The sequence below is a fragment of the Comamonas badia DSM 17552 genome, assembly GCF_000484635.1.
Lineage (GTDB): Bacteria > Pseudomonadota > Gammaproteobacteria > Burkholderiales > Burkholderiaceae_C > Comamonas_C > Comamonas_C badia.
In genome coordinates this window covers 235,692-257,876 of the sequence record NZ_AXVM01000003.1, presented here as the reverse complement: position 1 = coordinate 257,876, position 22,185 = coordinate 235,692, and the positions used below count along the sequence as shown (strand labels likewise).

General features: G+C 65.2%; 23 protein-coding genes. 12 read left to right on the top strand and 11 right to left on the bottom strand.

From position 1 onward, the window contains the following. The first annotated feature begins 32 nt into the window (after positions 1–32). The 10 genes from K320_RS0108130 to K320_RS18380 all read left to right on the top strand — a co-directional run bounded on the left by K320_RS0108130 (position 33) and on the right by K320_RS18380 (position 10,072). Positions 33–1,025 (top strand): AraC family transcriptional regulator, encoded by a 993-nt coding sequence (locus tag K320_RS0108130; RefSeq protein WP_024538338.1) that lies wholly within the window; start codon positions 33–35, stop codon positions 1,023–1,025. Positions 1,026–1,168: 143 nt separating this feature from the next. Then, positions 1,169–1,951, top strand: a complete 783-nt coding sequence (locus tag K320_RS0108125) for an SDR family oxidoreductase (RefSeq protein ID WP_029695946.1) — start codon at positions 1,169–1,171, stop codon at positions 1,949–1,951. Positions 1,952–2,021: 70 nt separating this feature from the next. Next, complete coding sequence (locus tag K320_RS0108120) at positions 2,022–3,305, top strand: styrene monooxygenase/indole monooxygenase family protein (protein WP_024538336.1); 1,284 nt, start codon at positions 2,022–2,024, stop codon at positions 3,303–3,305. After that, positions 3,302–3,829, top strand: coding sequence for a flavin reductase family protein (locus K320_RS0108115; protein WP_024538335.1), 528 nt, complete (start codon positions 3,302–3,304; stop codon positions 3,827–3,829). The genes K320_RS0108120 and K320_RS0108115 overlap by 4 nt, the downstream gene beginning before the upstream one ends. 5 nt (positions 3,830–3,834) lie before the next feature. Next, positions 3,835–5,415: a phytoene desaturase family protein gene (locus K320_RS0108110; RefSeq protein ID WP_024538334.1), complete on the top strand. Its 1,581-nt coding sequence runs from the start codon at positions 3,835–3,837 to the stop codon at positions 5,413–5,415. A 15-nt stretch (positions 5,416–5,430) separates the two neighbouring features. Continuing rightward, complete coding sequence (locus K320_RS0108105) at positions 5,431–6,987, top strand: phytoene desaturase family protein (protein WP_024538333.1); 1,557 nt, start codon at positions 5,431–5,433, stop codon at positions 6,985–6,987. 388 nt (positions 6,988–7,375) lie between these two features. Next, positions 7,376–7,561, top strand: coding sequence for a YhhA family cyclophane-containing RiPP (gene yhhA / locus K320_RS19040; RefSeq protein WP_211236104.1), 186 nt, complete (start codon positions 7,376–7,378; stop codon positions 7,559–7,561). Positions 7,562–7,567: 6 nt separating this feature from the next. Continuing rightward, positions 7,568–8,716, top strand: a complete 1,149-nt coding sequence (yhhB, locus tag K320_RS0108095; protein WP_029695944.1) for a cyclophane-forming radical SAM/SPASM peptide maturase YhhB — start codon at positions 7,568–7,570, stop codon at positions 8,714–8,716. Beyond that, the gene (gene yhhC, locus K320_RS0108090) at positions 8,685–9,299 is read left to right on the top strand and encodes a cyclophane-containing peptide 2OG-Fe(II) oxygenase YhhC (protein WP_156913894.1); all 615 of its coding nucleotides are present in this window, start codon (positions 8,685–8,687) and stop codon (positions 9,297–9,299) included. Before yhhB ends, yhhC begins: the two co-directional genes overlap by 32 nt. 47 nt (positions 9,300–9,346) lie before the next feature. Further along, positions 9,347–10,072 carry an HEXXH motif domain-containing protein gene (locus K320_RS18380; RefSeq protein WP_051384871.1) on the top strand — a complete coding sequence of 242 codons (726 nt, stop codon included), beginning with the start codon at positions 9,347–9,349 and terminating at the stop codon, positions 10,070–10,072. 185 nt (positions 10,073–10,257) lie between these two features. Here K320_RS18380 and K320_RS0108080 read toward each other — a convergent pair whose 3' ends face one another. From K320_RS0108080 to metX, 7 genes are all read right to left on the bottom strand, one after another. After that, the gene (locus K320_RS0108080; RefSeq protein WP_034342944.1) at positions 10,258–11,112 is read right to left on the bottom strand and encodes an ABC transporter ATP-binding protein; all 855 of its coding nucleotides are present in this window, start codon (positions 11,110–11,112) and stop codon (positions 10,258–10,260) included. Beyond that, on the bottom strand, positions 11,109–12,008 hold the full coding sequence (locus K320_RS0108075; RefSeq protein WP_024538327.1) for an ABC transporter ATP-binding protein: 900 nt from the start codon (positions 12,006–12,008) through the stop codon (positions 11,109–11,111). Before K320_RS0108075 ends, K320_RS0108080 begins: the two co-directional genes overlap by 4 nt. Beyond that, positions 12,005–12,901: an ABC transporter permease gene (locus K320_RS0108070; protein ID WP_024538326.1), complete on the bottom strand. Its 897-nt coding sequence runs from the start codon at positions 12,899–12,901 to the stop codon at positions 12,005–12,007. The genes K320_RS0108075 and K320_RS0108070 overlap by 4 nt, the downstream gene beginning before the upstream one ends. A gap of 1 nt (position 12,902) precedes the next feature. Beyond that, the gene (locus K320_RS0108065; protein WP_024538325.1) at positions 12,903–13,916 is read right to left on the bottom strand and encodes an ABC transporter permease; all 1,014 of its coding nucleotides are present in this window, start codon (positions 13,914–13,916) and stop codon (positions 12,903–12,905) included. Between the two features lie 50 nt (positions 13,917–13,966). Further along, on the bottom strand, positions 13,967–15,499 hold the full coding sequence (locus K320_RS0108060; protein ID WP_024538324.1) for an ABC transporter substrate-binding protein: 1,533 nt from the start codon (positions 15,497–15,499) through the stop codon (positions 13,967–13,969). 138 nt (positions 15,500–15,637) lie between these two features. Beyond that, a complete protein-coding gene (gene metW, locus K320_RS0108055) occupies positions 15,638–16,222 on the bottom strand; it encodes a methionine biosynthesis protein MetW (protein ID WP_024538323.1) in 585 nt (194 codons plus the stop codon). Continuing rightward, a complete protein-coding gene (gene metX / locus K320_RS0108050; RefSeq protein WP_024538322.1) occupies positions 16,219–17,364 on the bottom strand; it encodes a homoserine O-succinyltransferase MetX in 1,146 nt (381 codons plus the stop codon). Before metX ends, metW begins: the two co-directional genes overlap by 4 nt. A 303-nt stretch (positions 17,365–17,667) precedes the next feature. Here metX and K320_RS0108045 point away from each other — a divergent pair, with 303 nt between their 5' ends. Beyond that, positions 17,668–18,246: an RNA polymerase sigma factor gene (locus K320_RS0108045; RefSeq protein ID WP_024538321.1), complete on the top strand. Its 579-nt coding sequence runs from the start codon at positions 17,668–17,670 to the stop codon at positions 18,244–18,246. Continuing rightward, a complete protein-coding gene (locus tag K320_RS0108040) occupies positions 18,246–19,019 on the top strand; it encodes an anti-sigma factor (RefSeq protein WP_024538320.1) in 774 nt (257 codons plus the stop codon). The genes K320_RS0108045 and K320_RS0108040 overlap by 1 nt, the downstream gene beginning before the upstream one ends. A 113-nt stretch (positions 19,020–19,132) precedes the next feature. On the opposite strand, the gene K320_RS0108035 is transcribed toward K320_RS0108040, so the two are convergent. The 4 genes from K320_RS0108035 to K320_RS0108020 all read right to left on the bottom strand — a co-directional run bounded on the left by K320_RS0108035 (position 19,133) and on the right by K320_RS0108020 (position 22,185). Beyond that, positions 19,133–19,888: a cytochrome b/b6 domain-containing protein gene (locus K320_RS0108035; protein ID WP_024538319.1), complete on the bottom strand. Its 756-nt coding sequence runs from the start codon at positions 19,886–19,888 to the stop codon at positions 19,133–19,135. Positions 19,889–19,906: 18 nt separating this feature from the next. After that, positions 19,907–20,683 (bottom strand): molybdopterin-binding protein, encoded by a 777-nt coding sequence (locus K320_RS0108030; RefSeq protein WP_024538318.1) that lies wholly within the window; start codon positions 20,681–20,683, stop codon positions 19,907–19,909. Positions 20,684–20,748: 65 nt separating this feature from the next. Beyond that, positions 20,749–21,297 carry a fasciclin domain-containing protein gene (locus K320_RS0108025; protein ID WP_024538317.1) on the bottom strand — a complete coding sequence of 183 codons (549 nt, stop codon included), beginning with the start codon at positions 21,295–21,297 and terminating at the stop codon, positions 20,749–20,751. 219 nt (positions 21,298–21,516) lie between these two features. Beyond that, entirely contained in the window at positions 21,517–22,185 is a 669-nt protein-coding gene (locus tag K320_RS0108020; RefSeq protein ID WP_024538316.1) for a nucleotidyltransferase family protein, read from the bottom strand.

The window sequence follows — 22,185 nt, the reverse complement described above, 5'->3', positions numbered from 1 at the left end:
CGCGGGCCGCAGGGTTCGCGCCACTTTGCACCATGCTGCACGCACCTGCCCGGTGGCTCGGGCAGTACCCGGTTTTTGCCAGCGGCGACGTTGAGCAGGCGCGCGACGAGGTCGCGCGGGTCTTCTGCGCGCATGGTCTGCAGCAGCTCAAGGCGGGTGAGCGCATGGATTGCCACATGCACAGCGTGCGTGTGGGGGCACTGTCGCTGAACTATCTGGCCTATGGGGCAGATGTGCAGATCACGCCCGGCTGCCTGCAGGATTTCTACCTCGTGCAGATTCCAGTGGCGGGGCAGGCCGACATCCGGTACGGGCATGCGCAGATCCAGTCAGACCCGGCCACCGCCGTGGTGCTTTCGCCGGATCAGCCAGTGGCCATGCGCTGGCGCGCCGGCTGCGCGCAAATCCTGCTGCATATACCGCGGGCGCTGATGGAACAGCGCCTGGCCGTTGGCGCGGGCCAGCCTGGCGCGCCGCTGGACTTCGAGCTTGCCTTGGCGCAGCAGTCGGGGCCGGCGGCGCCCTGGTGCAAGGCGGTGCTGGATCTGGCGCGCAACATCGACACCAATGGCGCCGTATGGCTGGGCTACGCCGCGGCGGCCGTGGCCATGCAGGAGTTTCTGTTGCAAGGCCTGTTCAGCCTGCAGCCGCACAGTGCCAGCGCGCTGCTGCGGGCGGACACGCAGGCGGCGCTGCCCCGGCATGTGCAGCGCGCGCGCGAATTCATCGAAGCCCATGCCGAACAGGCACTGACGCTGGCGGACATCGCCCGGGCCGCCTGCGTCAGTGAACGCACGCTGCAGGAGGGCTTCCGCCGCCATCTGGAGACCACGCCCAACGCCTGGCTGCGCGAGGTGCGGCTGCAGCGCATCCACGAACGGCTGCGGCAGGCGGCGGTCCATGGCGAGCCGGTCACCGTGCTGCAAGAGGCCTATCGCTTCGGGTTTTTCCACCTCGGCCGCTTCTCGGCCTATTACCGCGAGCGCTTCGGCGAGCCGCCGTCGGCCACGCTGGCGCGGCGCTGAGCAACTGCGGCGATGCTGCGTCGCAGCATCGCCTTGCGCGTGGCGGATAGCGCAGCCGCGTATTCCGGACATCGCAACCCCAGGCGGTTTCGCATACTGATGGCTCCCGTTCCGGCGTCCCGGAACCCACCGACAGGAGACATATGAGCATGCACAACAAGGTAGCCATCGTGACCGGCGGCGCCACCATGATCGGCGAGGGCGTCGTTGCCGCGCTGGTGGCCGAAGGCTGCAAGGTCGTCATCGCCGACATCGACACCACCAAGGGCCCGCAGGTTGAGGCGCGCCACGCGGGCAGCCGCTTCATCCGCACCGATGTGTCGGACGACGCCTCCATCGCTGCCTGCGTCAAGGACACCGTCGCCGCCTTCGGCGGCATCGACTATCTGGTCAACTGCGCCGCTTCGTACGTGGACAACGGCGCCGCCTCCACGCGCGCCGAGTGGAACACCACGCTGAACGTCAACCTGATCGGCGCCGCGATGGTGCTGCAGGCCTGCACACCCGAGATGGAAAAGCGCGGCGGCGGCGCGGTCGTCAATTTCGCTTCGATTTCCGCCTTCGCCGCGCAGACCGGCCGCTGGCTCTACCCCATCAGCAAGGCCGCGATCGTGCAGTTCACGCGCAATGCCGCGCTCGATCTGGCGCCGCAGAAGATCCGCGTGAACGCCGTGTCGCCGGGCTGGACCTGGTCTTCCGTCATCGAAGGCATGGCGGGCGGCGACAAGGCCAAGGCCGATGGCGTGGCGGCGGACTTCCACATGCTGGGGCGCCTGGGCCTGCCGGCCGAGGTGGCCAACGTCGTCACCTTTCTGCTGTCGGACAAGGCCGGCTTCGTCACCGGCGCCACCTACGCCTGCGACGGTGGCTACCAGGCCCTGGGGCCCGAGGCGCGCACCGCCGCGATCGGCCGTCTGATGGCCTGATTTTGATAGTGACTGCCGCTTGTGTGGCGGGCGTTTCAACCGTTTTTCATCTAATTTCTGGAGACACACCATGACAACCCAAACCCCCCGCAAGATCGCCATCATCGGCGGCGGCCAGGCCGGCCTGCTGCTGGGCGCAGGCCTGCTCGACCAGGGCCACGCCGTCACCATCTACACCAACCGCGACCAGGCCAGCTTCTGGAACGGCAAGGTGATGTCCTCGCAGTTCATCTTCGACATGAAGCTGCAGGTCGAGCGCGACTGGGCCATGAACCAGTGGGAAAAGGACTGCCCCAAGACCGACGGCATCTCCTTCGTCATCCCCAACCCCGATGGCTCGGGCACCAAGGCCATCCACTGGTATGCGGCGCTGGAAAAGCCCGGCCAGGCGGTGGACCAGCGCCTGAAATACCCCGGCTGGATGGATGAGTTCGTGCGCCGTGGCGGCAAGCTGCAGATTGTTGACGTCGGCGTCGCCGAGATGGAAGAGCTCGCCGGCACGCACGATCTGGTGCTGCTCGCGGGCGGCAAGGGCGAGATCGTCAAAATGCTGAGCGTGAACGAGGAGCGCTCGCCGGTCAAGCAGCCGATGCGCAGCCTCGCGCTCACCTACCTGACCGGCATGAAGCGCCACGACTACATCGAGTGCGTGAACTTCAACCTGATTCCCGGCGTGGGCGAATACTTCGTCTTCCCCTCGCTCACCGTCGATGGCCCTTATGGGTCGGGCAAGACCAAGACCTGCGACATCATGGTGATGGAAGGCGTCATCGGCGGCCCGATGGACCGCTGGCACGAGTGCAAGGACGCGGCCGATCACCTGCAGATGAGCATAGACATCATGAAGCAATTCCTGCCCTGGGAATACGAGCGCATGAAGGACTGCCAGCTGACCGACGACAACGGCATCCTCGCCGGGCGCTTCCGCCCCTGCATCCGCAACCCGGTGCTGCACCTGCCGTCGGGCCGCAAGGTGATGGGCCTGGGCGATGCGGTGGTCGTCAACGACCCGGTCACCGGCCAGGGCTCCAACAATGCCACCATGGGCGCCAAGTATTATTTTGATGCCATCATGGCGCGCGGCAACCTGCCGTTTGACGAGGCCTGGATGACGAGCACCTTCGACCACCTGTACAACGACTATGCCGAGAAAGTCACGCGCTGGACCAACAGCCTGCTGTTTCCGCCGCCCGAGTACATCGTCAACATGATGGGCGCGGCGCAGCAGTTCCCGGCGCTGTCCTCGCGCCTGGCCAACGGCTTCAACGACCCGCGCGATTACGCCAACTACTGGTTTGACGAAGAGTCGAACAAGCGCGCCATCGGCGAGGCGGCGGCCAAGGGCAGCAAGTGATAGACGCCCGCGAGCTGCGCAACGCGCTGGGGCATTTCGCCACCGGGGTCACCGTGGTCACCACGCTGGGCCCGGCGGGCGAGCGCATCGGCGTGACGGTGAACAGCTTCGCGGCGCTGTCGCTCGACCCGCCTCTGGTGCTCTGGAGCCTGGCCAGGAAATCCTGGAGCCTGCCGGCCTTCCAGGCGGCCGGGCATTTCTGCATCCACGTGCTGGCGCACGATCAGCAGGCGGTATCCGACCGCTTCGCCAGGGCCGGCGAGGACAAGTTCGCAGGCATGGAGATCGGCGAGGGCCTGGGCGGCGTGCCGCTGCTGCCCGGCTGCATGGCGGTCTTCCAATGTGCGGTGGAGCACCGCTATGAGGGCGGCGACCACACCATCCTCGTCGGCCGCGTCGGACGTCTGACCACGCGCAGCACCGCGCCGCTGCTGTTCTATCGCGGGCGCTACGCCGTCCCCGAATATGAACATTGCGCCGAGCACCATCGCGTGAAACTCACCATCGATACTGAAAAAGCGTGAATGCCATGAGCAAGTTCGATTCCATCCTCGTCGGCAGCGGCATCAACTCGCTGGTGTGCGCGGCCGTCATGGCCAGGCGCGGCAAGAAGGTCTGCGTGCTGGAACGCGAGGCGGTGCTCGGCGGCTGCATCCGCACCGAAGCGCTGACGGCGCCCGGCTATCTGCACGACACCCTGTCCACCGCGCATCCGCTGTTCGTCACCTCGCCCGGCTATGCGGAACTGAAGGACGCGCTGCACGCCAACGGCCTGACCTACGTGAACAGCGACGCGCCCACGGGCGTGCTGCTGAGCGACGGGCGCTCCTTCGTGCTGCGCCGCTCGCGCGAGGACAACGTGCGCGCGATGAATGCGCTGGCCGCAGGCGATGGCGACGCCTACAACGAGGGCCTTTCCTTCGTCGAAAAGAACGCCGAGCTGATCTTCGCGCTGCTGGGCAACGAGCTGTGGAGCTCGCAGATCGGCAAGATGATGCTGGGCCGGGTCTGGAAGCAGGGCGCGCACGAGACCGTGGGCTTCTTCAGCCCCGCGATGCAGAGCGCGCGTGCGTGGCTGGATACGCATTTCAAGTCGGACCTGGTCAAGGCCGTGCTCGCGCCCTGGGTGCTGCACACCGGGCTGGGGCCGGAGTCGCCCATGTCGGCGCTGATGGCACAGGTGATCGCGTTCACGCTGGAGGGCGTGGGCCTGCCGCTGGTGCAGGGCGGCAACGCACGCACGGTGGACGCATTCAAGGCCATCGTCGAGAAGGCGGGCGGCGAATTTCACACCAGCGCCGACGTGACCGAAATTCTGGTTCAGGGCGGCAAGGCGCAGGGCGTGCGCTGCGTGGACGGCCGCGAATGGCAGGCCAAGAACGTGATCTGCAACGTCACGCCCACGCAGCTCTACGGCCGCCTGATCCCCGCCAGTGCCACGCCAGACACCATCCGCCAGCAGGCGGCGGAGTACCGCTACGGCAAGGGCAATATGCAGATCCACGTGGCGCTGTCGGCGCCGCCGCAATGGGCCAACAAGGAGCTGGACGAGGTCGTCTACCTGCACCTGACCCCGGGCATGGACGGCGTCTCGCGCGCCGTGAACGAGGCCGAGCGCGGCCTGCTGCCCGCCGAAGGCACCATCGTCGTGTGCAACCCGACGCGGCTCGACCCCTCGCGCGCGCCTGCGGGCGGCGCCGTGCTGTGGATTCAGCTGCCCGAATGTCCGCGCCACATCAAGGGCGACGCGCTGGGCCAGATCGCGGCACCAGCGGACGGGAAGTGGAGCGACGAGATCCGCGAACGCTATGCCGACCGCATCCTGGAGCGCCTGGGCAAGTTCATCCCCAACCTGCAGCAGAGCATCGTCGGGCGCACGGTGATCTCGCCCGGCGACCTGGAAAAGCTCAACATGAATCTGGTGGGCGGAGATCCGTATTCCGGCGAATGCAGCGTGGACCAGTACATGTTCTGGCGCCCGCTGCGCGGCACCAAGGACCACGCGACGCCGGTGAAGAATCTGTATCACATCGGCGCTTCGACGCACCCGGGGCCGGGGCTGGGCGGCGCATCCGGTTTTCACGTCGCCAATTCGCTCGCCAAGAAGTGATCTGAGGCCACGCACATGAATTGGGATGCCATCGTCGTCGGCAGCGGCATCAACGGCCTGGCCGCCGCCGTGCACCTGAGCGCCAAGGGCTGGAAGGTGCTGGTGCTGGAGCAGGCCGCAACGCCCGGCGGCGCGGTGCAGACCGCAGAAGTCACGCTGCCGGGCTTTCGCCACGACCTGTGCGCGATGAACCTCAGCATGTTCGCCGGCTCGCCCTTCTTCGCCACGCACAGGGATCGCCTGCTGCAGGCCGGGTTGGGCTTGGTGCCGGTCACGCACAGTTTTTCTTCCGTGCTGGCCGATGACGGTTGGCTGGGGGTCGATACCGATCTGGCATCGACCACGGCGCGCATCGCGGCGCGCAATGCCAAGGATGCCGAAACCTGGAAGGCGATGGCGCAGGCCTTCGCCGCCGACGCACCGCACCTCTTCGCCTTCATGGGCTCGCCCATGCCCTCATGGCAGCTTGCGCGCAATCTCTGGCGCATGTGGCGCGCCAAGGGCCTGCCCTGGTGCATGCAGACCGCGCGCATGCTGCTCTCCAGCCCGCGTGACTGGCTGGCCGCGCATTTCGAAGACGATGGCGTGCGCGCGCTCATGGGCGCCTGGGGCCTGCATCTGGACTTTGCCCCGGACGTGGCGGGCGGCGCCCTCTTCCCCTACCTCGAATCCATGGCCAACCAGAACTTCGGCATGGCGCTGGGCCAGGGCGGCGCGGATACCGTCACGCGCGCGCTGGTGCGCGTGATCGAACAGGCCGGGGGCGAGGTGCGTACCCACAGCGCCGTGAAGAAAATCGACGTGGCCCAAGGCCACGCCAGCGGCGTGACGCTGGCCGACGGCAACCAGCTCAGCGCCAGCCGAGCGGTGATCGCCAACGTGCATCCGCGCCTGCTGTACGGCGCCCTGCTGGGCAACCAGAATCCACAGCCTGCCGCCGCGAAGCTGCGCCCCGGGCCGGGCACGATGATGATCCACCTCGCGCTCGATGCGTTGCCACAGTGGCGCGCCAGCAGCGAGCTGCGGCGCTTTGCCTATGTGCATGTGGCGCCATCTCTGGACGCCATGGCGCGCACCTACACCGAAGCCATGGCCGGCCTGCTGCCGGCAGAGCCGGTGCTGGTCGTCGGCCAGCCCACCGTGCACGACGCCAGCCGCGCGCCCGAAGGCAAGCATGTGCTCTGGGTGCAGGTGCGCGTGCTGCCCGCCGACATCCGGGGCGACGCCGCCGGAGAAATCCAGGGGCGCCATTGGGATGAGATCAAGGACGCCTACGCCGACCGCGCGCTGGCGCTGCTGGAGCGCCATGCGCCGGGACTCAACGCCCACATCCTCGCGCGCCATGTCGTCTCGCCGCTCGACCTGGAACGCGACAACCCCAACCTCATCGGCGGCGACAGCCTCTCGGGCAGCCACCATCTGGACCAGTTCTTTCTCTTCCGCCCGGCCTTCGGCCAATCGCGCTGGCGCACGCCGGTGGGCGGGCTTTACAACGTGGGTGCTTCCACCTGGCCGGGGGCGGGTACGGGGGCGGCTTCGGGGTTCATGCTGGCGCGGGATTTGGTGGGCTAATGATGAAGACCGGCTCACAGTCGCCGCATAAACGACTCTGCGAAGTGTCTGAAAGCGACGTGACGGCTACACCTTCAAGTGGTACGCCTTGTGAGGAGCAGGTTAGTTGATCGGCTCCTCCTGACGCGAACCTCGCCGCCGCAGCCCTGTGTGCGCTGGCAGTGACGCGAACCAGCGAATCCCGCCGGAGAAGCAGGTCGCGGTGAGCGCAAACAAAAAAATAAGGCCTTCTATCAAATTGATTTAATTGGATTTTTCCAAAACTGACAAGCGTAGTCATCTGTATCACCTACACAGTAAGTCATTGATATAAAACGAAAAATCCCAGAATTGCATTCTGTAATTGATCATCTAAAATAGAGCTATGTTTTACTCCGGGAGACACGACGTGTCTGAAGCATCGTTTGAAGCTCTGAAAGAGGTTGCACCGCAATCCGAATTCAACGGGTTGTTGGACGTGGATGTGGAGTCGTTGTCCAGCGCCGCGTTGGCTCGCTTGGTCGAAGAGGTTCGCCACGACGACCCCTTGGTGAGCAGCGCATACGACCGAGTGCATAACCGCCATAACCGCTGATCGGTCATGCGCATCGACACCGTGCTAGTGAAGGTGGCCAGTAGGTGCAACATCAATTGCACCTACTGCTACGTTTACAACATGGGCGATGACGGGTGGCAGGACATGCCAGCCCTGATTTCCCGAGAGACCATCGCTGCTTTCGCTGATGCGATCAAGGAATTTGCGGGCCAGCAGGGCCAACCCTTCGCCATAGTTCTCCATGGTGGAGAGCCTTTGATGATGGGAGCCAGACGCCTAGAGTTCTTGCTGACCGCCTTGCGGAATAGCTTGCCTATGCGCTACCCCATCAGCATGCAAACCAACGGCATGTTGCTGACGCCAGAGATTGCAGACCTGTGCTCGCGCTTCAAGGTATCGATCTCTGTGAGCCTCGACGGGCCGAAACCTGTGAACGACCGGTTCCGTTTGGGAAAAAAGGGGGAGAGCACGCACGACAGCGTCGTTGCTGGTATCGAGGTGCTTCGACACCATCCCGACTCAGAGTTCCTCTATGCCGGACTCCTGTCGGTTATAGACCCTGCGTGCAACCCAAAGGCGGTTTACGAGTACTTCAAAGAGCTAGGCGCTCCTTCGATTGACTTTCTTTACCGTGACGGCAATCACAGCAACATGCCGTACGGCAAGGAGTCGTTCGAGTCCACCGAGTACGGAGACTGGTTGGGACGTCTACTGGACATCTACCTAGCCGACCCCAACCCCCCGCGCGTCCGGTTCCTTGATGACATCATCAAGCTGTCTCTCGGTGGCCACGGTATCAAGGAAGGTCTGGGCGATGCCGAGTACGGCATCGCCATCGTCGAGACCGACGGCACGATTAGCAAGAACGACACGTTGAAGAGCTCTTTCAATGGTGCAGACAAGTTCAGCCAGGCTTGGTCGGTCAAGGCAAGCAAGTTGACTGATGTTTTTGCATCTGCTGAGTTCAAGATGTACCACGACCTTCAGCGGCCGACCGCTGCAACTTGCAAGGCTTGTCCGTACCTGCGAGTCTGCGGCGGTGGCATGCCGCTGCACCGCTGGAGGAGTGGAACCGAGTACGACAACCCGTCTGTCTACTGCAACGACCAGAAGGCGCTGATATCCAAAGTGGCCTCACGGCTCCAGAATGAGGGGTTGAGGATTGATCCTCGCATCGCAATCCAAAGCGCTTGAACTCACGCCTTTTCGCTACGGTCTCATTCCGAAATGCATGGAGCCGACCCTAGCGAGTTCCATGCTCGAATGGCTGGAGGAAGGTGCCCCTTGGAGTCTTCGAGTCGCGGACTTCTACGAGCAGCACGAGTTCAGCTTCGAAGACGCGGTGCTCCCGGACCAATTAGCAGAGGCGTTCTCGCCCAAAGCGCTGGACGAGTTGCGACAACACATGGAGAGCCGCTTTGGTGTCGAGCTTTCAACGCGGATTGACGTTACCGCGCACCGCCTGTCGCGTGGACAGCGCATCAAGGTTCACAACGACTTCATCCCCGGCGAAGAGTCGCACCGGTTCCTGATTCAGCTCAATCGTGGCTGGGAAGACGCAAACGGAGGGCTGCTGTGTTTATTCAACAGCAACGACACTTCTGACGTCCATCGCATCCTTCGCCCAGTGCACAACACCGGAGTTGTGTTCGAAATTTCAAAGGCATCCCTGCATGCGGTGACACCCATCCAATCAGGGGATAGGTACACGCTAGTACTCTCATTTTTTCCCCGTACGAAGTGCTCACAGCCCATGAACACGTCCAACTCTGCTTGAGTAACCCTGCCACACCATTGTGGTGGCCGGGTCTCGCAGAGCGGCTCGTGAAGGAATCGGAGGCGCGATCTGAGGGGTACTCAACTTCCCAGTGGATTGCCTCAGTGCCGCCTTCAAGGGTCTGGCACGTCCCTTCCCAAGGCGCGGTTGAACTTAGCACCATCATCGAGTTGCTCCCGGCGCTCGCCGCCCAAAAACTGTCATCGAAGGGCGCGCCCTTCGCAGACGAGACTTGGATCACTACGTACGGGCTTGCCGGCCTAGAGAGCGCGCTTAGCCTGCTTCAGCAAGTGCCCTCGTTGGCTGAGACAGTCGGCGCTGTTGCACAACGCGCTCACATTTTGGAGGCATCAGAACCAGGGTTTGACGTTAGCTACAGCGACCCATCCATCCCGTTCTCGGTGTTCCTAAACATCTCTGAAGGTCGATTTTCCTCCTTGAGGACAACCGAAGCTCTTGTGCACGAAGCGATGCATCTTCAGCTGTCGCTGATTGAGCAACTCGTTCCCATTGCGAAGGTTGACCAGGGCCATCATTACTCGCCGTGGAAGCGCTCCAAGCGCCCCGTCTCGGGTTTGATGCATGCCTTGTACGTATTCCGAGTCGTTGACCAATGGCTCACCCAGCTTCCAAAGACTTCTCAAGAGACCCTGGACTATGCGGAAAAGCGGCACAAGGAAATCGGCGAAGATATCGAGCAACTGGCCCCTGCATCTTTTGTCGATCACCTGACAGTAGATGGACAGCGGCTACTAAGCCGTCTGTTGTCCTAGCGGTACTTTGCGCCTCCAGCGTGGAACGGTGTCTACCATCAGCTTGGAACCGTGCCCGTCATGGCTTGGAATACGCAGCCTCACGGTCTCAGCCGTGTGCCCCATAGCGACCGCCCCAGTCATTTCAAGTTTGCGGTTCACTGAGTGCTGCAACTTACATACCGCAGTAGCCGACAGCCATCCCGTCATTCCTCTGCTGCCTCCAGCGCCCCCTGCGTAAGCCAGTCCGCATCCGGCACCGGCAGCGGAATCGCATCCAGCAGCGCCCGCGTGTACTCGTGCTGTGGCTTGGCAAAAATGCTTGCCGATTCCCCCTGCTCCACCACCACGCCGCGGCGCAGGATCAGCACCTCGTCGCACAGGCTGCGCACCAGTGAGAGGTCGTGGCTGATGAAGATCAGCGCCAGACCGGTATCGCGGCGCAGCTCCTGCAGCAGCGCGACGATGCGCGCCTGTGCCGACACATCCAGCCCGGAGGTGATCTCGTCGGCGATCAGGGCGGCGGGCTGCAAAGCCAGCGAGCGCGCGATGCCCACGCGCTGGCGCTGCCCGCCCGAGAGCTCGTGCGGATAACGTGAGGCCAAGGCGGGGCTCAGGCCCACACGTTCCAGCAAAGCTGCCGCCTGCCGCGCGGCGTCGGCGCGGCCCGTGAGCTTGCCGCGCGCGCGCAGCGGCTCGGTGATGAGGGCCTGCACCCGGCGGCGCGGGTTGAGTGAGGACATCGGGTCCTGGAACACCAGTTGCACCTGGGTGCGGTAGTCCACCAGTTGCTGGGGCGAGAACTGTGCCACGTCCTGCCCGCGAAACAGCACCTGGCCCTGCTGCGGCGGGGTCAGCAGGGTCAGCACCCGCGCGAGCGTGGATTTGCCGCTGCCCGATTCGCCGATCACGCCCAGGGTGCCGGCGGCGGGTAGCTGCAGGGAAATATCGCGCAGGATGGGCTTGAGCGGCGCGGCGCCAAAAAGCGGCTTGCGCGCGCTGTCCGGCAGCGCCAGATGCAAGCCTTTTGCGGTCAATAGTGCAGGCTGGGCATGCGTCATGCGCTCACCTTTTTGCGTTGCGCGTCGTACTCGCGCTCTTGCTGTTCGAGCTGCTCCAGCAGTGCGTCGTCGACAGGTGTGAGTGTTTCGCCCGGCTGGTCAAAGCGCGGCGCGGCGGCGATCAGCGCGCGGGTGTAGGGGTGGCGCGGCGCGGCGAAGACCTCGGCCACGGTGCCGGCCTCCAGAATGCGGCCGCCGTGGATCACGGACATGGTGTCGCAGAGCTTGGCGACCACGCCCAGGTCGTGCGTCACCATCAGCACGCCCTGCCCGGCCTGCGCCAGTTGCTTGATGAGGCGCAGCACCTGCTTTTGCACCGTCACGTCCAGCGCCGTCGTCGGCTCGTCGCAGATGATGAGCTGCGGCTTGCAGGCCCAGGCGATGGCGATCACCACGCGCTGGCGCATGCCGCCCGAGAGCTGGTGCGGGTACTGGCGCAGCACGACCTCGGGGTCGCGCACCTGCACCTGCTCCAGCAGTTGCAGGCATTCCTGCTGCAGCGCCGCGCCGCGCAGGCCCCGGTGCAGCCTGAGCACATCGCCCAGTTGCGCGCCTATGCGGCGCACCGGGTTGAGCGCGGTCATCGGGTCCTGCAGCACCATGCTGACCACCGTGCCGCGCACGGCCCGCCACTCGCGCGGCGCCCAATGCGTGACATGCTGACCGGCCAGCACGATGCGCCCCTGCGTGATGACGGCGGTTTCGGGCAGCAGGCCGGTGACGGCCTTGGTCACCATGGATTTGCCGCCGCCCGATTCACCGACCAGCGCGTGGATGCGCCCGGCGCTGACGGCCAGATCGACGCCGCGCAGGATGACGGACGCGCGGCCCGCCTGGCGGATTTCCAGGTGCAGGTCTTCAACCCGCAAAACTTCGGCCGGTGCCGCGCCGTTCATCGCCGCACCACCGGATCAAGCTGGCGCCGCAGGCCGTCGCCGAGCGCGTTCAGCCCCAGCACCGAGACGATCATCGCCAGCATGGGCAGCAGCATGAGCCAGGGCGCCTGGTTGATGTAGAGCCGCCCCTCGCCGATCATGCCGCCCCAGGTGGTGGCGCCCGAGGCGACCGAGAGGCCGACGAAGCTCAGCATGGCCTCGACGACGATGGCGATGCCCATCTCCAGCGTCACCAGCGTGATGAGCAGCGGCGCCACGTTGGGCAGGATTTCGCTCAGCAGAATGCGCCGCGCGGGCAGGCCCAGCATGCGCGCCGAGGTGACGTAATCGAGCGCCGTCTGTGCCTGCGCCTCGGCGCGCACCACGCGGCAAAAGCGCGTCCAGTCCACGATCACGATGGCGGCGATCACCGAGGTGAGGCCGGTGCCGATCAGCGACACCAGCACGATCGCCAGCAGCACCGGCGGAAACGACATCCAGACATCGACGATGCGCGAAATGAGCGCATCCACCCGGCCGCCGAAGTAGCCCGCGAGCAGCCCGAGCAGCGTGCCCACCACACCCGCGAGCAGCGCCGAGACCGTGGCCACGATGACGGCGGTGCGCGCGCCATGCACCAGGCGCGAGAGCACGTCGCGCCCGAGGTTGTCCGTGCCCAGCCAGTGGCGCGCTGCGTCGGGGTCGATCTCCTCCGCCGCAGCCGCATCGCCGCCGCTCCAGAGCAGCGGCGCGGCAAACGATGCGCCCAGATCCTGGTCTTCGGGATCGAGCGGCGCGATCCAGCCGGCGAACAGCGCCAGGATCAGCAGGACCGCGCAGATCGCCCCGCCGATCAGCACGCGCGGATCGCGCAGCAGGCGCTGCGTGGTGGAGACGCTTTGACGCTCTGACATTTCAATGCCCGCCGCCGCGCAGACGCGGGTTCAGCAGCAGCACCAGCACATCGACCGCCAGATTGATCGCGATGAACAGCACCGCGAAGGTGAGCACCACGGCCTGGATCAGCGGCAGATCGCGCCCGACGACGGCGCTGATCGCGAGATTGCCCAGGCCCGGGTAGCTGAAGAGTTTTTCCACCAGCACCGTGCCGCCGAGCAGAAAGGCGAACTGCACGGCCGAGAGCGATACCGCCGGAATCAGCGCGTTGGGCAGCGCCTCGGACAGCAGCACGCGCACGCCGCTCAGACCTTTGAGGCGGGCGAGCCGCACATAGTCGCTGGCCAGCGCCTCCTGCATCGAGGCCTTGAGCACGCGCGCGATCATCGCCGCCACCGGGAGCGCCAGCGCCAGCGCGGGGGCGATCATGTAGAGCAGGTCGGAGCCGACGATCTGCCAGCGCCCATGCAGCAGACCGCTGAGCAGCACGAAGCCGCCGCCTGCCTGTTCGCTGAGTGCCGTATCAATGCGCCCGGAAATCGGCAGCCAGGGCAGGGCCACGCCAAACAGCAGGATGAAGATCAGGCCCCAGAGGAAGTCGGGAATCGCCTGCACCACGGCCGCGAGGTTGTCGATCAGGGTGGAGAGCCAGCGCCCCTGGCGCGCGGCCGAGATCACGCCCGCCGCGCCGCCCAGCAGGCAGGCCACCAGCATGGCGACGACGCCCAACTCCAGCGTCACCGGCAGGCGCTCGGCGATCAGGTCCAGCACGTCCTGCTTGTAGGTGATGGAGGTGCCGAACTCGCCCGTCAGCGCCGCCTGCAGCCAGAGCCAGAACTGCATGGGAATGGATTTGTCCAGGCCGTAGAACGCACGCAGCCGCGCGATGTCCTCGGGCGTGGCGCCCGGCGGGATCATCATCGCCACCGGATCGCCCGGCACCACGCGGATCAGCACGAAGACCACCAGCGCCACGCCAAACAGCGTGGGCACGGCCAGCAGCAGGCGCCGCAGGAAGTAGCGCGCGTTCATGCGGGAAGTTCAGCCGCGCGGATGGGGACGCTCGCCCCATCCTGCCGTCGTCACGCTTTGTGCACCGCCTGCGGCAGCACGAAGCCGGCGCCGTGCGGCTTGGCCGAGAGGCCCTTGCGGAACACCACCGTCTGGTAGTACTGGAACAGCGGAATCACCAGCGCGTGCTCGGCGATGTAGCGGTTCACCGCCTTGTAGCCGGCGATGCGCTTGGCCTCGTCCTTCTCGCCCCAGAGCGGCGCGATCCTGTCGTCCAGGTCCTTGGTCTTCCAGGCCGAGTGCGGCGAGGGGCCGAACATGGCAAAACCGGTGGAGGTGGACGGGTCGCCGATCGCATCGCCCCAGTTGTAGAAGGCCGCCGGCGCCAGCTTGTGCTGGGCGCGCAGCTCGAAGTGCTTGGCGATCTCGTAGACCTCGAGATCGGCCTCCACGCCGAGCGGCTTCCACATGCCCAGGATGGCCTGCATCACCTCGTAGTCCTTGGGCTTGAAGCCGCGCGTGGTCTGCACCTTGAAGCGCAGCGGCTTGTCCTTGCTCCAGCCGGCCTCGGTCATCAGCGCCTTGGCCTTCTTCGGGTCATACGGCACCTTGATGCTGGGGTCGTAGGCCTCGTAGCCGGGCGCGTCCAGCGTGTCGATCGGGCGCGCGGCGCCGCGCATCAGCTTTTCGGTCAGCGCCTTCTTGTTGATCGAGAACGCCAGCGCCTGGCGCACGCGCTCGTCCAGCATGGGCTCGACGTTGGTGATGAAGATCATGCCGATGTCGGTCACCGGCGCGTTGGTGCCGCCAAAGCCCTTCTTGGTCAGGCGCTCGTATTCCTCGATCGGGATTTCCACCGTCATGTCCGAGCGGCCCGACTCCACCTCGGCCACGCGGGCGCTGGGGTCGGTGACGAACTTGATCACCACGTTCTCGAACGTCGGCTTGGCGCCGAAATAGTCCTTGAAGGCCTTGAGCTTCATGTGCGAGCCCTGCACGAACTCCTCGACCATGTAGGGGCCGCTGCCCACGGGCTTCTTCTCGAAGCCCTCCTTGCCCACCTTCTCGTAGTAGGCCTTGGGCAGGATGTAGCCGGTGAGGTAGCCCATCCACTTGAAGAAGGCCGGATCGAACTCTTTCACGTCGGCCGTGACCTTGTCGCCCTCGGCCTTGATGTTGGCGATCTTGCCCCACATGAACTGGATCGGGTTGCCGGTGGCGGGGTCACCCGCGCGCTGCAGCGACCAGGCCACGTCCTCGGCCGTGACCGGGCTGCCGTCGTGCCACTTGGCGCCCTGGCGCACCGTCAGGCTGATCTTGCTCTTGTCGGCGTTCCAGCCCCACTCGGTCAGCAGGTCGGGCTTGAAGCTCAGGTCCGGGTTCTGGTCGACGAACTGGGCGAACACCGCCTTGTACAGCGACTGGATCGTGGGGTTGACGGCCGAAGGGCCCACCGTCGGGTCCCAGGTGGGCAGATCGACGTTGTAGGCCATCGTCAGGGTGTTGCTGGTCTGCGCCAGCGCCTGCAGCGGGCCGAAGCTGCCCAGCGCCGCGATGCTCAGGCCGGTGTGCGCGATGAAGCCGCGCCGGTTGATGTCTTGCATGTCTGTCTCCTTGTATCGTGAACCCATGCAGTATGGCAGTGTCGCCGCGCTGCCGCCGTGCCGCTATCCGCTTTGCGAACGCGGCTGTCCGCGCGGCGAAGACATTTGCCCTTGCGCGAGGATTTTTCCAGCGTTGTCTCAATCGTGCTCGAAGCGAAACACAGCCGTGCTGGCCATCAGGTTGGCCCAATGCCTGACTTCGCGGCGGCCCTCCAGCCCGAAGGCGTCCAGCACGCGCAGCTTGTTGCGCCGCGCCAGCACCTCGAAATCGGCGAAGGTGCCCACGCGGATGTTGGGCGTGTCGTACCACTCGTAGGGCATGCGCGTGGTGACAGGCATGCGCCCGCGCAGAATGGAGAGGCGGTTGGGCCAGTGCGCGAAATTGGGGAAGGCGACAATGCCGCTTTTGCCCACCCGCGCGGTCTCGCGCAGCATCACCTCGGCGTTGCGCAGGTGCTGCAGCGTGTCGATCTGCAGCACCACGTCGAAGCTGTTGTCGGCAAACATCGCCAGACCTTCCTCCAGGTTGAGCTGGATCACGTTGACGCCGCGGCGCACGCAGGCGAGCACGTTGGCATCCGCAATCTCTATGCCGTAGCCGCTGCAGCGGCGCTGGCGGATCAGATGGTCCAGCAGCGCGCCGTCGCCGCAGCCCAGGTCCAAGACCCGGCTGCCTTCCGGAATCAGCTGCGCGATGGCTTGCATGGTGGCGTGGTCGCTCATGTCAGCTCCTTGGCAATACCATCAAAATAAGAGCGCACGACGCCCATGTAGCGCGCGTCATCGAGCAAAAAGGCGTCATGACCGTGTGGTGCATCGATTTCCGCATAGCTCACGTCGCGGCGGTTTTCCAGCAGCGCATGCACCAGCTCGCGCGAGCGCGCCGGGGCAAAGCGCCAGTCGGTGGAAAAGCTCACCAGCAGGAATTTGGCGCGGGCCACCGCCAGCGCCTGTGCCAGGTTGCCGCCGTGCGCGCGCGCCGGGTCGAAGTAGTCCAGCGCGCGGGTGATGAGCAGATAGGTGTTGGCGTCGAAGTAGTCGCTGAACTTGTCGCCCTGGTAGCGCAGATAGCTTTCGATCTGGAACTCCACCTCCTGCGTGCTGTAGCGGTAATCCTCGCGCGCAACGCCATTCACGGCTTCCCGCAGTTCGCGGCCGAACTTGGCGTTCATCACGTCGTCGCTCAGGTAGGTGATGTGGCCGATCATGCGCGCGATGCGCAGCCCGCGCTTCGGAATCACGCCGTGCCGGTAGAAGTTGCCGCCGTGAAAATCCGGGTCGGTGACGATGGCGCGGCGCGCCACCTCGTTGAACGCGATGTTCTCGGCCGTGAGATTCGGCGCGCTGGCCACCACCACGGCGTGGCGCACGCGATTCGGGTACTGCAGCGTCCAGGAAAGCGCCTGCATGCCGCCCAGGCTCCCGCCCATCACCGCCGCGAGCTGCCGGATGCCCAGACGGTCGAGCAGCAGCGCCTGCGCGTTGACCCAGTCTTCCACCGTCATCACCGGAAAATCCGCGCCATAGATCTGGCCGGTATCCGGGTTCGCATGCATCGGCCCGGTCGAGCCGAAGCACGAACCCGGGTTGTTGATGCCGATGACGAAGAAGCGGTTGGTATCCAGACTCTTGCCCGGACCGATCATGTTGTCCCACCAGCCTTCGCTCTTTGGCGTGCCGGCGTAGCTGCCCGCCACATGGTGCGAGGCATTGAGTGCATGGCAGACCAGGACGGCATTGTTTTTGTCGGCGTTCAGCTCGCCATAGGTCTCGTAGGCCAGGTCGTACGCGCGCAGTTGCGCGCCCGAGGTGAGTGCTAGCGCCTCGGCGAAGTGCATGGATTGGGATTGCGCAATCAACGGCATGAAAAAACCCGGCATCGCCAAAAACGGGGCCGGGCTTGCTGCGGATCGGTCACGTCTTTAGCAGGATTTGTAAAGCGCCCGCAAGCGGTGCAAATCGGCGCGTCTGTTGCGAATCATTATGCCAAAACGGTTCGCACATGGGGGTTGGAGCGAGCCCAGGCAATTGGTGAGGTTGGCATGCGTCGGACAACTCGGTTATAAGGCCATCCCTAGGGCTGCCTGTCCTTGCATCCACCGCCGCGATTGTTGCGTACCCAAAAGCACGCTCTTGCATTCGCCCCGCTTGCCCCGTCACCGCCCACCATGCCCACCCCGCACCCCCCCGACGCCGAATTGCGTACGCTGATCGACCGCATTGCCGCGCGCGACACCACGGCGATGAAAGCGCTGTACGACCGCGTGGCGCGCAAGCTGTACGGCCTGGCGCTGCGCGTGTTGGGCAACGCCCAATGGGCCGAAGATGCGCTGCAAGATGCCATGCTGCAGGTGTGGCGCACGGCCGGCGACTACCGCGCTTCGCTCAGCCCGCCGATGGCCTGGCTGAGCTTGATTGCCCGCAGCCGCGCGCTGGACCAGTTGCGCCGCCGCCGCGCCGAGCGCGAGCATCTGCGCGACGACATCGATGACGCCCGGGCGGTTGAGTTGGTCAGCGACGAAGCCGGCCCGCTGGACAGCAGCCTGGCAAGCCAGCAAGCCAAGGCGCTGCACCAATGCCTGATGCGGCTGGAGGCGCGCCAGCGCGAGTTGATCAACCTGGCTTATCTGCGCGAGCTCAGTCACAGCGAACTGGCGCAGCAGCTGAAGATGCCGCTGGGCACCGTCAAAAGCCTGGTGCGCCGCGGCATGGAACAGTTGCGCATTTGCATGGCGAGGTTTGCCTGATGGACTTGCACCGCCACCCCCAACTGCTGGACCAGCTTGCGGCCGCGCATGCGCTGGGCCTGCTGCGCGGCGGCGCTCGGCGCCGTTTTGAAGCGCTGGCACAGCAGCATGCCGCCGTGCGCGCGGCGGCGCTGGACTGGCAACACCGCGTGGCCGGCCTGAACGAAGTGCAGCCCGAAACCGATGTGCCGGCTGCCGTGTGGACGCGAATTGACAACATGCTGAGCGCCGAGCGCGACCAGCACGCCATGACGGCCGCGCGCAGCGCCCCCGCCGCACGCGGCGGCTGGTGGAACAGCCTGGGTTGGTGGCGCGGCGCTGCCGGTGCTGGCGCGGTGGCCACGGCCGCCGTTCTGGTCACCACGCTGGCGTTGAACCAACGCATGGACACTCAGATCGACGACTTGCGCGCCAGCCTGCAAAAGCAGCCGCAAGTCGGTTACGTGGCAGTGCTGAGCGACGAGCAGAGCCGGGCGTCGATGTTGATCACCGTCGATCCACGGCGAGGCCAGTTGGTGCTGCAGCGTGTGGGCGACTATCGCGAAGCGGCCGACAAGTCATTGCAGCTGTGGGCGCTGCCCGCCGACGGCGCACCGCGTTCGCTGGGCGTGCTGACGCGCAATGGCCAAGCCAAGCTGCCGCTGGACGCCAACGCCCTGCAAGCCGTGCCCGCCCTGGCCATCAGCCTGGAGCCGCTGGGCGGCGTGCCCAGCGCGGGCGGCCCCACGGGGCCGGTGCTGTTCAAGGGTGCATTGATTCACAAGACGACATGAGCCGCGCCGTCGGTGGCTGCAAGCGACAAAACTATATTTTGATAGCTGTTTGCGCTTTATCTGCGATGGTTTGAGCACGATTTGGCTTGAATAATGCCGCTGATTGCGGCGCTTCACTCGCGCGTGATGCGATAGCGCCCGGTGATCATCGAACGCAGGTGATTCCATAAACCGCTCACGATGACTTCAAACACGTGCACGGCAACGAACAAAAACAGCAGCCACGCCACGATGAAGTGAATCGTGCGCGCCGACTGTCGGCCACCCAGCCAGTCCACCCAACCGGGCGCGATGGAGTTCAAGAACGGTGACATCGCCCAGCCCGCCAGGATGATGAGTGGCAGCAGCACAAAGATCACGCCCAGGTAAGCCAGTTTTTGCAGCACGTTGTAGCGCCGCGCGGCGTCGCCTCTGGGGTGCTTGAAACGCACATGGTCTTTGATGGACTGGCCAATGCCCCGCCAGTCGGCGCCGGTGGGCGCCAGATCGCGCATCAAATGCCGGGTGCCCACGGCATACAGCACATAGGCTGCGCCATTCAACACAAACACCCAGGCAAAGAAAAAATGCCATTCGCGCGCCATGCCCAGCGCATAGCGCGCCGGCACGGTAATCCAGGCCGGAAAAGCGCGTACCTGCCGGCTGCCGTCGGCCCCGGTAACGGTGTCTATCTGAAACACCGGCGGGCGGCCGGAGTAGGAAGACTTGCCCCAATACAGCGCCGGGTGGGCGTTGAAGATCTGCAAGCCGCTCATGAACAACACGGTCATCGCCACCACGTTGATCCAGTGCATCAGCCGCACCGCCAGCGTGTGGCGGTCGTAGAGATAGCTTGCGTGCGCGGCGATGGCGTGGGTGGCGGTGTTCATGTGGTGGCCCCTTTGCAATCAAACACCGGCGTACCACTGGTAACCGTCGTTGTCTTCCCAGTAGCCGCCTTTGCCGCGCCCAATGCCGGACAGGCTGGCGACGAGCTCGATCTTCTGCACGAACTTGGCCTGCTTGTAGCCCAGTTGCCGCTCCACGCGCAGGCGTATCGGCGCGCCGTTCTTGATCGGCAGATCGGCTCCGTTCAACCCATACGCCAGCAGGGTTTGTGGATGCAGCGCATCGTCCATGCCTATGCTTTCGTAATAGCGCTCGCGCGTCAGGCCGCCGGGCATAGTGTCGGCGCAATGAAACACGGCGTAGCGCGCCTGCGGTTGGGGCGCCACGCGCGCCAGCACCTGCGCCAGCGGCACGCCCGTCCACTTGCCGATGGCGCTCCAGCCTTCGACGCAGTCGTGCCGCGTGATCTGCGTGCGCGCCGGCATGGCATGCAACTCGGCCAGGGTAAAGGTGGTGGGCCGTTGCACCAGGCCGGTCACTTGCAGCGACCAGTGGGCAAAGCCCGTGCGCGCATGCGCTTGCCAGGCGGGGTCATCGGGCAACTCGGTGCCGTTGGCGCGAAACTCGGGCGACAGGTCGGCCTCGGTAAATTCTTGCGCCAGCGTGCCGGCGGCCAGCCAGCGGTGCACGGTGGCCGTAAGGCTTTCGCCCGCGCCCAGCGTGCGGGCGCCCACGGTGGTTGCGGCGATGCGGTCGCACCCCGCCAGCGTCATCGCGCCGCCGCCTGCGGCCAAGGCAGCAAGCAAGCGACGGCGTTTGAAATCAAGTGCAGTCATGGCGCGGCGTGGCCGTGCAACGCGGGCCGCAGGCCGGGCCTGCCACCCGCGTTGTTGCCAGTGCCTCAGTTGGGCAGCAACACCTTGTTCACGACGTGAATCACGCCGTTGGACTGATACACGTCGGGAATCGTCACTTTGGCCATGTCGCCCTTGTCGTCGGTGATGGTGATGCCATTGCCGCTGGACATGGCGGTGAGCGAGCCGCCGGACACGGTCTTGAGCATGGCCTTGCCGCCGCCATCCTTGATCTCCTGCGTGAGCGCCTTGGAATCCAGTTTGCCGGCCACCACGTGGTAGGTCAGGATTTTGGTCAGCATGGGTTTGTTCTCGGGCTTGAGCAGCGTATCGACGGTGCCTGCGGGCAGCGCGGCAAATGCCTCGTTGGTCGGCGCAAACACCGTGAACGGCCCCGGGCCCTTGAGCGTGTCGACCAGTCCCGCCGCCTTGACGGCCGCAACCAGCGTGGTGTGGTCTTTGGAGTTGACCGCGTTGTCGATGATGTCCTTGTTGGAATACATCGGCGCGCCGCCCACGGTGACTTGCGCCATGGCGCCCGTGGTGCCCAGTGCGATCAGTGCGGTCACGCACAGCTTGGAAAAGGTGGCTTTCATTTGAATCTCCAGTCGGTTTGAGAAGGCGCCAGCCGGATGCCTGCGCCGGATGCAGTGGTCTGCGTCACTCAATACGCGGAGGTGGCGAGACTGGATGCGGAAAATTCAAAAAAAATGGACCGCAAGGGCAGGCCAAGGCGGCATCGCAGATCCCCCTGACCAGAGGTGCACGACCGAAGACGCCATGCATCGCCAATCGACAAATCTTTGCGAGCACCGTCAATCAGGTTGGCGGCCGGAGTCACTCTGCGGCGACCAATTCAACGCAATGCCCTGCTCTCGCTCAAGTCGCGCCACATCGTCTGGGGTGTCGAGGTCGGTGGTGCAACGTGCATGGTTGAGCGCAAGCGCATGGACATGGGAAGAATGGGCGCGGCGCCACTCGCGCACGCTCACTGCATCGCTGTCATGCTGCACGGCAGCGCGCACGGTCGCGCCGAACACCAGAGGATGACCTGGCTGGCCTTGGTGGGTGGGCACAACCAGGTGGATGGCATGGGAACGTGCATGCCAGACTTGCAGCACGGCGCGGAAATCGTCCGCCTCCAGCAACGGCATGTCGCCCAGCGTGACGATGATGGTGCCAAGCGCCTCGGGCAGCGCCGCCAGGCCGCAGCGCAGCGAGGAGGCCGGGCCGTCGTCGGGCGCGGGGTTGACTGTCCAGCGCAATTGCGCAAATCGAGCCTGTGCAGGCTGCAATACCTTGAGCAGCGCCTCCTGGTGGTGGCCGAGCACGGCGACGATGGGCGCGGCGCCGGCCAGCGCCAGCAGCCGGATTTGCCGCAGCAGCAGCGGCTCGCCGTCGCGCAGCAGCAGCGATTTGGGGCGGTGGCCCATGCGGCTGCCGGCGCCGGCGGCCATGACGACGGCGCCCATGGCGGCGGTCAT